Origin of the sequence: Micromonospora sp. WMMD882, assembly GCF_027497255.1 — a bacterium.
Lineage (GTDB): Bacteria > Actinomycetota > Actinomycetes > Mycobacteriales > Micromonosporaceae > Micromonospora.
In genome coordinates, this window is the sequence record NZ_CP114903.1 from 3,316,207 (window position 1) to 3,329,179 (window position 12,973).

General features: G+C 73.1%; 11 protein-coding genes and 1 pseudogene. 1 reads left to right on the forward strand and 11 read right to left on the reverse strand.

Annotated elements, in window-relative coordinates; translation table 11 throughout:
- Positions 1 to 184: 184 nt before the first annotated feature.
- The 4 genes from O7606_RS13655 to mtrA all read right to left on the reverse strand — a co-directional run bounded on the left by O7606_RS13655 (position 185) and on the right by mtrA (position 5,303).
- Positions 185 to 850, reverse strand: coding sequence for a ComF family protein (locus O7606_RS13655; protein ID WP_281599654.1), 666 nt, complete (start codon positions 848 to 850; stop codon positions 185 to 187).
- Between the two features lie 40 nt (positions 851 to 890).
- On the reverse strand, positions 891 to 2,708 hold the full coding sequence (locus O7606_RS13660; protein ID WP_281594404.1) for an LpqB family beta-propeller domain-containing protein: 1,818 nt from the start codon (positions 2,706 to 2,708) through the stop codon (positions 891 to 893).
- Positions 2,705 to 4,522: an MtrAB system histidine kinase MtrB gene (mtrB, locus tag O7606_RS13665; protein WP_281599656.1), complete on the reverse strand. Its 1,818-nt coding sequence runs from the start codon at positions 4,520 to 4,522 to the stop codon at positions 2,705 to 2,707. The genes O7606_RS13660 and mtrB overlap by 4 nt, the downstream gene beginning before the upstream one ends.
- A gap of 91 nt (positions 4,523 to 4,613) precedes the next feature.
- On the reverse strand, positions 4,614 to 5,303 hold the full coding sequence (gene mtrA / locus O7606_RS13670; RefSeq protein WP_281594405.1) for an MtrAB system response regulator MtrA: 690 nt from the start codon (positions 5,301 to 5,303) through the stop codon (positions 4,614 to 4,616).
- Between the two features lie 163 nt (positions 5,304 to 5,466).
- On the opposite strand from mtrA, the gene O7606_RS13675 reads away from it, so the two are divergent.
- Positions 5,467 to 5,622 carry a hypothetical protein gene (locus tag O7606_RS13675; protein ID WP_281594406.1) on the forward strand — a complete coding sequence of 52 codons (156 nt, stop codon included), beginning with the start codon at positions 5,467 to 5,469 and terminating at the stop codon, positions 5,620 to 5,622.
- Positions 5,623 to 5,824: 202 nt separating this feature from the next.
- Here the strand turns inward: O7606_RS13675 and ahcY are convergent, their stop codons facing one another.
- From ahcY to O7606_RS13710, 7 genes and pseudogenes are all read right to left on the reverse strand, one after another.
- Positions 5,825 to 7,324 (reverse strand): adenosylhomocysteinase, encoded by a 1,500-nt coding sequence (gene ahcY, locus O7606_RS13680; protein WP_281594407.1) that lies wholly within the window; start codon positions 7,322 to 7,324, stop codon positions 5,825 to 5,827.
- 319 nt (positions 7,325 to 7,643) lie between these two features.
- On the reverse strand, positions 7,644 to 8,882 hold the full coding sequence (manA, locus tag O7606_RS13685; protein ID WP_281594408.1) for a mannose-6-phosphate isomerase, class I: 1,239 nt from the start codon (positions 8,880 to 8,882) through the stop codon (positions 7,644 to 7,646).
- Positions 8,883 to 9,076: 194 nt separating this feature from the next.
- A pseudogene (locus tag O7606_RS13690) lies at positions 9,077 to 9,997 on the reverse strand (cation diffusion facilitator family transporter); the annotation flags it as partial.
- Positions 9,994 to 10,146: a hypothetical protein gene (locus O7606_RS13695; protein WP_281594409.1), complete on the reverse strand. Its 153-nt coding sequence runs from the start codon at positions 10,144 to 10,146 to the stop codon at positions 9,994 to 9,996. The gene O7606_RS13695 and the pseudogene O7606_RS13690, both read right to left, overlap by 4 nt.
- The gene (locus O7606_RS13700) at positions 10,143 to 11,339 is read right to left on the reverse strand and encodes an SIS domain-containing protein (RefSeq protein ID WP_281594410.1); all 1,197 of its coding nucleotides are present in this window, start codon (positions 11,337 to 11,339) and stop codon (positions 10,143 to 10,145) included. The genes O7606_RS13695 and O7606_RS13700 overlap by 4 nt, the downstream gene beginning before the upstream one ends.
- On the reverse strand, positions 11,336 to 11,515 hold the full coding sequence (locus tag O7606_RS13705) for a Trm112 family protein (RefSeq protein WP_281594411.1): 180 nt from the start codon (positions 11,513 to 11,515) through the stop codon (positions 11,336 to 11,338). The genes O7606_RS13700 and O7606_RS13705 overlap by 4 nt, the downstream gene beginning before the upstream one ends.
- Before the next feature lie 62 nt (positions 11,516 to 11,577).
- Positions 11,578 to 12,963: a phosphomannomutase/phosphoglucomutase gene (locus O7606_RS13710; protein ID WP_281594412.1), complete on the reverse strand. Its 1,386-nt coding sequence runs from the start codon at positions 12,961 to 12,963 to the stop codon at positions 11,578 to 11,580.
- Positions 12,964 to 12,973 lie beyond the last annotated feature (10 nt).

A 12,973-nucleotide genomic window follows, 5' to 3' on the forward strand; every position in this document is an offset into this window, starting at 1 on the left:
GTTCGGCGTCGACCGGCTTCCGTACGGCTACGCCTCCTTCCGTCGGGAGCGGATGGTGGCACTCCTCCTACCCCCGACACCGAAACGCTAACTCTTCACCGCCCACCAGTCACCCCCCGTTGTCGGGGGCGACAAGAAAATTTCACAGCTCCCCCACCATCGGGTGAAACGGAATCACGCTGCGTCACGACAGGTGGCGTCGGCGGGTGGCGGCCAGCACCGCCGCGACCGTGGGAGGTGATCCACCCGCGGTGAGCGCCCGGCTCACCGCCGCCAACGTGGCCCCGGTGGTGAGGATGTCGTCCAGCACCACGAGCGCGGCGCCCGGGTCGCCCACCGTGCCACGTCGCGTCGCGCGCAGCCGGAAGGCCGACGACGCGACGGCGGCCCGGCCCGCCCGGTCCAGGGCCACCGAGTCGGGACGGGGCGACGCCCGCAGCGGCCGGCGGACCACGACCGGCCAGCCGGCGGCACGCAGCCGGACCGCCGTGTGCCGGGCCAGCCGTCCGAGGTGGTCGCCGTAGCGGGCGCGGGCCGCCGCGGCGGTGTCCGGCACCGGCACCAGCACCACCGGCCGGACCTCGCCCACCGCCACCGCCACCACCTCGGCCAGCAGGGCGCCGAGCGGCCGGGCCAGCCCGTGCCGACCCCGTTCCTTGTACGCCAGGAGCACCTCGCGGAGCACCCCGCCGTACCCGCCGAGGGCCACGCAGGGCGGCAGGCCCGCCGGCGCCGGCACCGGCCGGCTCGGCGCCGGAGACAGCGCCGCCAGGGTCGCCGCGCAGTCGACGCAGACGCCCTGCCGCAGTGGGACCTGTGCCCGGCAGCCGGCGCACTCCACCGGCAGCACCAGGTCGGCGAGGTCCGCCCAGAGGCCACCCGGCATCGGATCAGAAGAGGAAGAACGGGGCGAGCGGGCCACCCGACGCGGCGTCCGTCGGGGCGGCCACGTCCTGGACGTCCTCCCGCAGGAGCTGGTTGAACGACGGGCCGACCGAGGCGACCTTGTTCGCCTCGTACATCGTCCGGCTGCGGTCGAACCGGTCGACCGGGTTCTTCGGGTAGACGGCCAGGTGGGTGACCGGCGCGCCGATCCCGGTCTCCAGCGGGGACTCCGCCGCGCCGTCGACACCGACCTCGTAGATCGCCGCCTGCCCCTTCGCGCCCGCCACGGCCAGGCGGTTCTCGTTGGCCCAGTCCACGGCGGACAGTTTGGTCAACGAGGTGGGCACCTCCCGGGTCGGGCCGACGGCGACGCCGCCCGTCCGGCTCACCGCGGCCACGTAGAGACGGTCGTCGACGATCAGGGCGATCCGGTGCCCGTCCAGCGCGGCGGCCACCGCGGTGACCTTCCCGGACAGGTTCAACGGCACCGGGGCGAGTTGACCCCTGCGGTCGAACCGGTGGAGCTTGTCGTCGATGACCACCAGCCCGTACGCGTCCTGGAGCCGTTCGGTCTTCAGCCAGACCGGTCGGCCGATCGACGTGTGCGTCGTGCTGTGGGCGGAGATCGGCACCGGGGCCGCGCCGACGCCCACCGCCAGTTGCTGGCGTCTGCCGTTCGTCACGACCAGCGCGGCGAGGACGTCGCCGCGGATCCGGCTGAGGCCGGCGGAGACGACGTTGCGGTTGGCCGCCGGGTCGACCGGGTCGGGGCCGGTGGGGTCACCGGCGAGGGTCACCCGCCGGATCGCGCCCTCGTACACGCAGAACCGCTGCGGGCCACCGTCGACCAGGTAGGCGGCGTTGCGCAGCCGGTGCTCGGCCGCGCTGCCGATGCTCCGGCGGGTCTGGTTGCGGACCTTCAGCTCCAGCGGGCCGTCGACCTCCGACAGCGACCAGGCGAGCTGGGTGACCAGCCGGTCGAGCTGTTCATCGTCCTCACCCGACATGGTCATGTTGATCTCCCACCGGCCGTCCGTCTCGGTGGCGTTGTTGATCAGGCGCGCGTCGTCGGGCAGCCGGGTGACCGTCGGGGTGAGCCACTCCGCCGGGCCGTCGGTCAGCCAGCCGACCGCCTCGGTCACCCACCGCTGGCTCGGCACCGCGCTGGGCAGGTACCGCTGGTCCGGGACGAGCTGGGTCTGGTCGGAGTTCCAGAAGTAGATCGCGTTCGGGCGGTAGTACTGCTGCAGGGCCTCGTCGCTGAGCAGCAGCACGCTGGGCGGGTCGATCACGTAGTAGCCGGCGTCCTTGTCCCCCGAGCCGGCCGGGGCGGCGCCCCGCAGCTTGATCTCGTACGACGCCTCGGTCGCCACCGGCGGCGCGAGGGTGCCGTTGGCCCGCAGCAGCCCGATCTGCTGGACGTCGATCGAGACCGAGTAGGTGGCCTCCTCACCCGGGATGCCCTGCGGGTTGACCCGGGTGACCGGGTCCCCGGTCACCCGCACCACGTTCACCGCGAAGTCGGCGCCCTGTTTCTCCTGGAGCTGGTCCCGGTCCTCCGGCGCGATGAACTGGCGGACCCGCGCGTACGCCCGGTTCGCCTCCCCGGCCGCGGCGGAGAGGAAGTTGTTGACGAAGGCGATCTCGTCGCTGCCGCTGGCGCCCCGCGTCGGCGGCTGGCTCGTCCCGCCGTTCACCGACCCGGCCTCGCCGACCGGACCCGGCCCGTCCACCCGCACTTCGGAGGACTTGGGGATGCCGCACCCGGCCGCCCCGACGACCAGCACGCCGACCAGCACCGGGCCGAGCAGCCGACGGATCACCGGGTCACCTCCGCCCGTTCGCCGTCACCGCCGGTCGCCGGCCCGGCCGTCGACGCGCCACCCGCGGCCGGGTCGACCTCACGGACGCCCCCGCCCGTCCCGACCGACCGGCCACTCGCGCCCGACCCGGCCGCCGGACCGCCGGGGCCGATCGCCAGGCCGCCGTCACCGCCGGGGCCGATCGCCAGGCCGGTACCGCCGCCCGGGCCGATCGCCAGCAGCTCACCGGGGCGGGGACCGCCGAAGGGCAGCGTGGCGTCGACGGGGACCAGCCGCAGCGGTGAGGCGGTCAGCCGGTCACCGGCCCGGGCCGGCAGGGTGAGCCGGAACTGGGCGCCCTGGCCGGGCGCGCCCCACGCCTCCAGCCAACCGCCGTGCAGCCGGGCGTCCTCCAGGCTGATGGAGAGGCCGAGCCCGGTGCCGCCGGTCTGCCGGGCGCGGGACGGGTCGGCCCGCCAGAACCGGTTGAACACCAGCTTCTCCTCCCCCGGTTTGAGCCCGACCCCATGGTCCCGGACCGTGACCGCCACCGCCGTCTCGTCCACGGCGAGGGTGATCCGGACCGGTCGGCCCTCACCGTGCTCGACCGCGTTGCCGACCAGGTTGCGCAGCACCCGCTCCACCCGGCGGGGATCCACCTCGGCGATCACCGGGGTGGCCGGCACGTCGAGCTCCAGGGGGACCCCGACCCGCTCGGCCAGGCAGCCCAGCCGGTCGGCGACCCGGTGCACCACCGGCACCAGGTCGGTCGGCTCGGCGTCGAGCATCGCGAACCCGGCGTCGAAGCGGCTGATCTCCAACAGGTCGGTGAGGAGCTCCTCGAAGCGGTCCAGCTCGGCCTGGAGCAGCTCGGCGCTGCGCGCCACGGCCGGATCGAACTCGTCCCGCTCGGCGAAGATCAGGTCGGCCGCCATCCGGACCGTGGTCAACGGGGTACGCAGCTCGTGCGAGACGTCGGAGGTGAACCGGCGTTGGATCCGGGACATCTCCTCCAACCGCAGGATCTGCCGTTGGAGGTTGGTGGCCATCTGGTTGAACGAGGCGGCGAGCAGCGCGAGATCGTCCTCGCCGTCGACGGTCATCCGCTGGTCCAGCAGCCCCGCGGAGAGCCGCTGGGCGGTCCGGGCCGCCGCCCGGACCGGGCTGACCACCAACCGGGTGACCAGGCCGGCCAGCAGACCGAGCAGCAGCACCAGCGCGCCACCGGTGGCGAGCACGGTGGCCTGCGCGTCACCGGCCGTCTCGGCCTGCCGGGTCAGCGGTACGAAGTAGTAGAGCTCGACCTGGCCGAACCGGGTCGGCACCGGTGACCCGTACACCAGGTAGGTGGCCTGCTCGCCGGTGAGCCGTCCGGTGCGGATCTGGTTGGCGACCTGGCCGTCGGCGACGGCGGCCCGCAACTCGTCGCTGAGCAGGGGGCGCACGTCCGCCTCCGGCGAGGTGCGCGGCCGGAGCACGCCGGAGTGCTGTTCGGCGGTGATGGCGACCACCACACCACCGGTCTGCGCCGGGTCGCCCCCGCCGGCGAGGTAGTTCACCGTGCCGTCGAGGGTCTCCTGGAGCTTCGCCTCCTGCGGCTGGCCGAACACCCGGAACTGCTTCTCGGAGTACTCCCGGCCGCTGGTCAGCCGGACCAGCACGTCGGCCTGCGCGTTCTCCAGCAGGATACCGGTGATCTTGTCGGCGATGAGGTACGCGAACCCGCCGACCAGCAGACTGGAGGTGACCAGTGTGATGGTCACCACACGGAGCTGGAGCGAGCGCCGCCAGGTCTGCCGGGTGCCGGCCGTCACCTGCCCGAACCAGGTCAGCAGGGCGAGCCGGAGCTCCCGCCCGACCCGGGGCCGGTGGGTGGAGGTCGCCTGGTCGGCGGGTTCAGGGGAGTCACGCACAGTGGCCCCCAGGCTATCCCGTACCCGCCTTGTAGCCCACGCCCCGCACGGTGAGAATGATTTCCGGGCGCTCGGGGTCCGGTTCGATCTTGGCCCGCAGCCGCTGGACGTGCACGTTCACCAGCCGGGTGTCGGCCGCGTGCCGGTAACCCCAGACCTGCTCCAGCAGCACCTCGCGGGTGAACACCTGGCGGGGCTTGCGGGCCAGCGCGACCAGCAGGTCGAACTCCAGCGGGGTGAGCTTGACCTCCTCGCCGTTGCGACTCACCGTGTGCGCGGGCACGTCGATGGCGATCTGGTTGTCGGGCGGCCCGATGCTGAGCATCTCCGGCGCGGCGTCCTCACCCCGACGCAGCCGGGCCCGCATCCGGGCGACCAGCTCCTTGGGCTTGAACGGCTTGACCACGTAGTCGTCGGCGCCCGACTCCAGCCCGAGCACGACGTCGACGGTGTCGCTCTTGGCGGTCAGCATGACGATCGGCACGCCCGACTCGCCCCGGATCGCACGGGCCACGTCGATGCCGCTCATCCCGGGCAGCATCAGGTCGAGCAGGACGATGTCCGGTCGGTTCTCCCGGAAGGCGGCGAGGGCGCGCTCCCCGTCGGCGACGAAGGAGGGTTGGAACCCCTCGCTGCGCAGCACGATGCCGAGCATCTCGGCCAGGGCAGGATCGTCGTCGACCACCAGTACCCGTGCTCTCATGGGACTAATATTTCCATCCCCGTTCGTCATCGTGGGATCGGTGCCACCGGCGCGGCGCCCGCGCCGGCTAGCTTGCCACAGAAATGCCCTGTTCAGCACCGCCTGACCGACTACTCCGGCGGGCGCGAACCGGCCGTCCGGCCGAGCTACCGAGAGGACCGGCATGAGGACCTTCGGCCCGTGGTTGGCCGTGCTCGCCGTCGTGCTGTTGCTCAGCGCGCTGCGCCTGCGGGCGCTGGCCGCGGCGGTGTCGGTCGGCTGGCTGCTCTGGTGCGTCTGGACCTGGGTCCGGGCGGCCCTGCGCCGCGACTCCCGCTGACCGGGCGGGCCGTGCTCCGCTCCGAGCCGTCCGGCGGGGCTGGCCCACTCCGAGATCGCGGAAATGGCGGTGGCCCCGCGCCACGACACCCCGTGCTCCGGGATCTGGCGGCGGAATGAGGACGGGCCGGGTCGGCTGGAAGACCAGCCGACCCGGCCCGGGACCGCCCGTCAGCGAGGTGCCCGCCGACGGAGGTGGGCGCTCAGTAGCGGTAGTGCTCCGGCTTGAACGGGCCCTCCGGCGAGACGCCCAGGTAGGCCGCCTGCTCGTCGGTGAGGGTGCTCAGCTTCGCGCCGAGCGCCCCCAGGTGCAGCCGGGCGACCTTCTCGTCCAGGTGCTTCGGAAGCACGTACACGCCGATCGGGTACTCGTCGGTCTTGGTGAACAGCTCGATCTGGGCGATCGTCTGGTTGGCGAACGAGTTCGACATGACGAAGCTCGGGTGCCCGGTGGCGTTGCCCAGGTTCAGCAGGCGACCCTCGGAGAGCACGATGATCGCGTGCCCGTCGTCGAAGCGCCAGACGTCGACCTGCGGCTTGATGTTCTCCCGCGTGACGTCCGACCGCTTGGCCAGGCCGGCCATGTCGATCTCGTTGTCGAAGTGACCGATGTTGCCCACGATGGCCTGGTGCTTCATCCGGGCCATGTGCTCGTTGGTGATCACGTCGAAGCAGCCGGTGGCGGTGATGAAGATGTCCGCCTGCTCCACCACGTCGTCGAGGGTCGCGACCTGGTAGCCGTCCATCGCCGCCTGGAGGGCGCAGATCGGGTCGACCTCGGTCACCACGACCCGGGCGCCCTGGCCGCGCAGCGACTCGGCGCAGCCCTTGCCCACGTCGCCGTAGCCGAGCACGACCGCCATCTTGCCGCCGATCAGCACGTCGGTGGCCCGGTTGATGCCGTCGATGAGCGAGTGCCGGCAGCCGTACTTGTTGTCGAACTTGCTCTTGGTCACCGAGTCGTTGACGTTGATGGCCGGGAAGAGCAGGGTGCCGGCGCGGTGCATCTCGTAGAGCCGGTGCACGCCGGTGGTGGTCTCCTCGGTCACGCCCTTGATGCCGGCCGCGATCCGGGTCCAGCGCTGGCCGTCCTCCGCCAGCGAGCGGTGCAGCACCTCCAGGATGACCGCGAACTCCTCGGAGTCGGCGGACTCGACCGGCGGCACGGCGCCGGCGGACTCGAACTCGGCGCCCTTGTGGACCAGCAGGGTGGCGTCCCCGCCGTCGTCGAGGATCATGTTCGGCCCGTGGTCGCCCGGCCAGTTGAGCACCTGCTCGGTGCACCACCAGTACTCCTGGAGGGTCTCACCCTTCCAGGCGTAGACCGGGACGCCGGCCGGGGCCTCCGGGGTGCCCTCCGGGCCGACCACGACGGCCGCGGCGGCGTGGTCCTGGGTGGAGAAGATGTTGCAGGAGGCCCAGCGGACCTCCGCGCCCAGCGCGACCAGCGTCTCGATCAGCACGGCCGTCTGGATGGTCATGTGCAGCGAACCGGTGATCCGGGCCCCCCGCAGGGGCTGCGCGTCGGCGAACTCCCGGCGGATGGCCATCAGGCCGGGCATCTCGTGCTCGGCGAGCCGGATCTCCTTGCGTCCGAACTCGGCGAGCGACAGATCCGCCACCTTGAAGTCGCCCTCCGCGAGGGTGCGCGGCCGGGTCTCGGACGACGCGCTGCTCGCGGACGCCGGGAGGGTGCTGGTCATGAAAGCTCCTGTCGGAACGAGAAATCCTAAGCGACTCTCCACCTTACGCGAGACAGCGCGCGGGGCGGTCGAGCCCGGACGGAGTACCCGTCCAGCATCGGCCGCCCCGCGCATCCCCCCGGTTTGGTTCCCCGCCCGCCCCCGGACCTGCGTCGCGACAACGGTGCGTACTCACAGGTTCACACTGCGGGATGGGCAAGTCAAGCATTTCAGGAATATCGGTAATGCGTGTTGCGCCCGATTATCTGTGGTTTTTCTGAGGTAGAAGGTGGTCGGGAACACCCCGGTCGATGGTCGTCGACGACCGTCGGAACGGACGTCAGCGCAGACCAGCGGCGGCCACGTACGCCTGACCCGCGCCGTCGACGAGCAACGGGCCGACGCCCGCCGCGCCGACGGCGGCCTGCCCCCGGCCCAGCGTGACCGAACCGGTGTCGTCGCTCACCGTGATCGCGCCCGCCCCGCACAGCACCACCCGGGGGCCGGGCAGCGGCAGCGCCACCGGCGAGCCGCCCTCCGACACGGTCACCTGATAGAGCACGAAATCATCAACCGGCACCGGCCAGGTCAGCACGCCGGGCGCGACCCGCTCCGGGACGAGCACCGGATCGTCGAGCACCTCGAAACGCAGGACCCGGAGCACCTCGGCGGCGTCCACGTGCTTCGGGGTCAACCCGCACCGCAGCACGTTGTCGCTGGCCGCCATCAGTTCCACCCCGGTGCCCCGCAGGTAGGCGTGCAGGTTGCCGGCGGGCATCCAGATCGCCTCGCCGGGCGCGAGCCGGACGTGGTGCAGCAGCACCGCGACCAGCACCCCCGGATCGTCCGGATAGCGGGCGGCCAGCGCGCCGACCAGGTCCGCGTCCGGGCCGGCGACCTCCGCCGCCAGCACCGCGCCGACCAGCCCGGCCCGCTCCGCCGTCGGCCAGCCGAGCAGCAGACGTACGGCCTCACGCAGCCCGCAACGGCCGGAGCGCAACGCGGCCACCACCGGCGTCAGCGCGGGTACGCCGAACCCGGCCAACGCCTCCGCCGAGGCCCCCGGGTCCCGGAACCCGCACAACGCCTCGAACGGGGTGAGCGCGACCAGCAACTCCGGCTTGTGGTGCGGATCGACGTAGTTGCGGGGCCGCCCCCCGGCGGCGTCACCGGACTGCCCCGGCCCGCCGACACCGGCCCGCCCCCCGGCGGCGCGGGCCTGCTCGGCGGCGGCGCGGGCCTGCTCGGCGGCGTGACCGGCGCGGGCCTGCTCGGCGTCCGGGTGGACCTGAAGGCTCAGCGGCGCGTCGGCGGCCAGCACCTTGAGCAGGAAGGGCAGTCGCGGGCCGAACCGGTCGAGCACCTGCTTGCCGAGCCAGCCGTCCGGGTCGGCGGTCAACAGGTCGAGCAGGCTCACCCGTGCCCCGTCGCGGTCGACACTGGCCGGCGCGCCCGGGTGGGCGCCCAGCCACAGCTCCGCCTCCGGGCCGACGCTGGGCACGGGCCGGCCCTGGAACTCGGCCAGGGCCGACCGGGACCCCCACGCGTAGTCCCGGACCGGCCCGTGCAGCAGCTCCATGATCAGTGCCCGGGCGACCCGTCGCCGGTCGTGGACCCCGAGGCGACGCCGTTGCCCGCCGGAACGGCCCCGGCGCGCTCCGGCTGCCCGGCCACGTCCCCGGCCCGAGCCGTGTCCTCCCCGGCCTGACCTGCGGCGTCCCCGGCGGGGTCGGCGGCGTCCCCGGCGGGGTCGGCGGTCTTCCCGGCCTGTCGGGCGGCGGCGGCCGAGTAGATGTCCGGCTCCAGGTAGATGACCCGGGCGACCGGCAGCGCCGCCCGGATCCGCGCCTCCACCGCGTTGATGCCCCTGGCCAGATCGTCGGCCGTCTCCCACGGCGGTACGGCGATCTTGGCGGCGACGAGCAGCTCCTCCGGGCCCAGGTAGAGCGTCTTCATGTGGATGATCCGCTCGACCTCGGGACCGTCGCAGACGGCCCTCTCGATCGCCGTCACGTCCTGCTGCTCCGCGCCCTCACCCAGCAGCAGGCTCTTCGTCTCGATCGCCAGCACGATCGCGATGATCACCAGCAGGACACCGATCGCCGCGGTGCCGGCCGCGTCCCACATGCCGTCCCCGGTGATCAGCGTCATTCCGACACCGATCAACGCGAGCACCAGCCCGACCAGCGCGCCGAGGTCCTCCAGCAGCACCACCGGCAGCTCCGGGGCCTTGGCCCGCCGGACGAACTGCACCCAGGTCGCCTTGCCCCGGACGTGGTTGGACTCCACGATGGCCGTCCGGAACGAGAACGACTCCATCACGATCGCGGCCACCAGCACCGTCACCGGCACCCAGTGCCAGCTCGTGATCGGCTCCGGGTGCTGCGCCTTGTGGTACGCCTCGTAGAGCGCGAAGAGCCCACCGACGCTGAACAGCACGATCGACACGATGAACGCGTAGACGTAGCGCTCCCGGCCGTACCCGAAGGGGTGCTGCGGGGTGGCCGCCCGTCGGGCCCGGCGGCCACCCAGCAGCAGCAGGCCCTGGTTGCCGGAGTCCGCGACCGAGTGGATCGACTCGGCGAGCATCGACGACGACCCGGTCAACAGGAACGCGACGAACTTGGTCACCGCGATGCCGGCGTTGGCCAGCAGCGCGGCCACGATCGCCCTGGTGCCGCCGCCGGCGCTCACGCCGCCGCTCCGGCCGGCGTCGAGGGGATGACGTACGGCGGCGGCACGCCGACCGACGTCGGGACGGCGTACGGCGCTGTCGCGCCGCGCCGGTAGGTAGTGGCGGCGGGCGGCGGTGTGCCGCCGCGCCGGGGGGTCCACTCGGTCACTGGTTCGCCAGCTCCTTCATCTCGGTGACGGCGGGCACCGCCATCGGGTCCAGACCGTGTGCCAGGGCCAGGTAGACCGAGGCGAAGTCCGGGACGGCCACCAGGGACGCCAACCGCTCCAACGCGGAACCGCCCTCGGCGGTCACCACGTCACAGCGCACCCCGCGTCGCTCGGCGAGGGTCTGCACCGCGTCGGCCCGACGCTCCTCGACCGCGAGCGGCTCGTCGGAGTCGTCGTCGGCGTTGAGGCCGCCGTCGCGCAGCAGCACCACCCGCAGCCGGGTCGCGCCGTCGGTCTCGTCGTCCGGGTCGGCGAAGATGTCCCGACTCGACTCGACCAGACCGCCGAAGACCCCGTCGAGCAGACCGACCCGGCCCCGGCCGGCCTCGCCGAGCGCGCCGGCCACCACCGGGTAGCGGGCGTTCGCCGACAGGGTGTCGCCGAAGCGCCGGGCCGCCACGGTGGCCAGCGGGGACGAACCCCAGACGATCGGGATCGAGCCTGCCAGCCCGAGCGCGAGGGACTTCGCCGGATTGACGAACGACTCGGCGGTCGGCCGGCAACGGTCGGCGTCGGCGTCGAGCCGGGCGGCCGTCTCGGCCAGGTCGGCCTCGTTCACCTTCACCAGCCCGAGCGTACGGGCGGCGAGCAGGACCGGCACGGTGAGCGCCCAGAGGCTGGCGCGGGCCGGCGCCCGGCGCGGCACCGGGATGAACGGGGCCCGGGCGCGCTCGGCCACCGACTGGAGCCGGGAGTCCGGCGCCCCGACCGCGACCAGGCGGGCCCCCCGGCGGTGCGCGGCCTCGGCCGCGCCCAACGCCTCGGGGCTACGCCCGGACGCGCTGACCGCGATCACCACGTCCGCCGCGCCCACCCAACCGGGCACCCCGGCGCTGCGGTGCGGGATGACCGGCACCGGGCAGCGCGGCCCGGCGACAGTGGCCAGGACGTCCCCGGTACGCCCGGCGGTGCCGATGCCGGCGATCACCACGGCACGGGGCCGGCCCTCGTCGGCGAGCACCTGGAGGTTCGCCTCGGCGGCCAGGGCGGCCGTCTCACGGACCTGGGACCCGGCGGAGGCGGTGTGCCGGAGCATGCCGCCCGGATCCTGCTCGGCGAGCGCGTCCGCGTTGTCGAGTGACGCCTCGTCGGCGTCGCGGTGGCCGCTGACCCCGGCCGTGCCCTCCATCACGACGAACGCCCCGGGCGGGCCTCGTCCAGCAGCAGCACCGGCACGTCGTCACGTACCTCGAAGATCCGGTGGCACTCGGTGCAGGTCAGGGTCTGCTCCTGCGGGTCGTAGTCGAGGGGGGCGTGGTGCGTGTCCGGGCAGGCGAGGATCTCCAGCAACTGCGGGTCCAGGGCCATGGCGCGGCTCCTTCCACGTATGTGGTCTCACCGATCGGTCCGACCGACCGGCGCACGCGATCTTAACGGCGAACCCGGTCCAGCACCTCGTCACGGAGCGAGGCCATCCGTTCCGGGGTGGGCCCCTCGACGTTCAGCCGCAGCAGCGGCTCGGTGTTCGAGGCACGCAGGTTGAACCAGGCGCCGTCGGCGAAGCGCAGGGTCAGGCCGTCCATCGTGTCGACCTCCGCCTCCGGGTACGCGGCACGCACCTCGGCGACCTTCGCGGCCTGGTCGGCGACCGTAGAGTTGATCTCGCCGGAGGCGACGTACCGCTCGTACCCGGCGGCCAGCTCGGACAGCGGGCGCTCCTGCCCACCGAGGGCGGCCAGCAGGTGCATGGCGGCCAGCATGCCGGTGTCGGCGAACCAGAAGTCCCGGAAGTAGTAGTGCGCGGAGTGCTCCCCGCCGAACACCGCGTTGGTGCGGGCCATCTCGGCCTTGATGAAGGAGTGCCCGACCCGGGCCACCACCGGCACGCCGCCCTGCTCGCGGATGATCTCCGGCACCGCGCGGGAGGTGATCAGGCCGTGGATCACCGTCGAGCCCGGGTGCCGCGCCAGCTCCCGGGCGGCCACCAGGGCGGTGATCGCGGACGGCGAGACCGGCTCGCCCCGCTCGTCCACGGCGAAACAGCGGTCGGCGTCCCCGTCGAAGGCCAGCCCGACGTCCGCGCCGTGCGCGCGGACCGCCCGCTGGAGGTCGACCAGGTTCGCCGGGTCGAGCGGGTTCGCCTCGTGGTTCGGGAAGCTGCCGTCCAACTCGAAGTAGAGCGGCACGATCTCCAACGGCAGGGCCGGCAGCACGGCGTCGCCGAGCACGCTGGGCACGGTGTGCCCGCCCATTCCGTTGCCGGCGTCGACCACCACCCTCAGCGGCCGGATGCCGGACAGATCGACAAGTCCACGCAGGTGGGCGGCGTACTCGGGACGCAGGTCACGCGGCACGACCGGCCCGGTCGGCTCCCCGACGGGCGCGGCCTCGCCCTTGTCCAGCAGCGCCTGGGCACGGTCGCGGATCTCGGCCAGGCCGGTGTCCTGCCCGATCGGCCGCGCCCCGGCCCGGCACATCTTGATGCCGTTGTAACGAGCCGGATTGTGACTCGCGGTGAACATCGCGCCGGGCAGGCCGAGCGCCCCCGAGGCGTAGTAGAGCATGTCGGTGGACGCCAGCCCGATCTCGATCACCGTACGGCCCTCGGCGCGCACCCCGGCGGCGAAGGCGGCGGCCAGGCCGGGCGAGGTGGCCCGCATGTCGTACCCCACGACCACCTGATCGCCGGGCTCACCGGTGGTGTTCAGCAGATGGGTGAAGGATGCGCCAAGGGCTTCGGCGACCCGTTCGTCCCACTGGTCCGGCACCGTCCCTCGGACGTCGTACGCCTTCACGATCTGGGACAGATCAGACACCGGTTTCGCT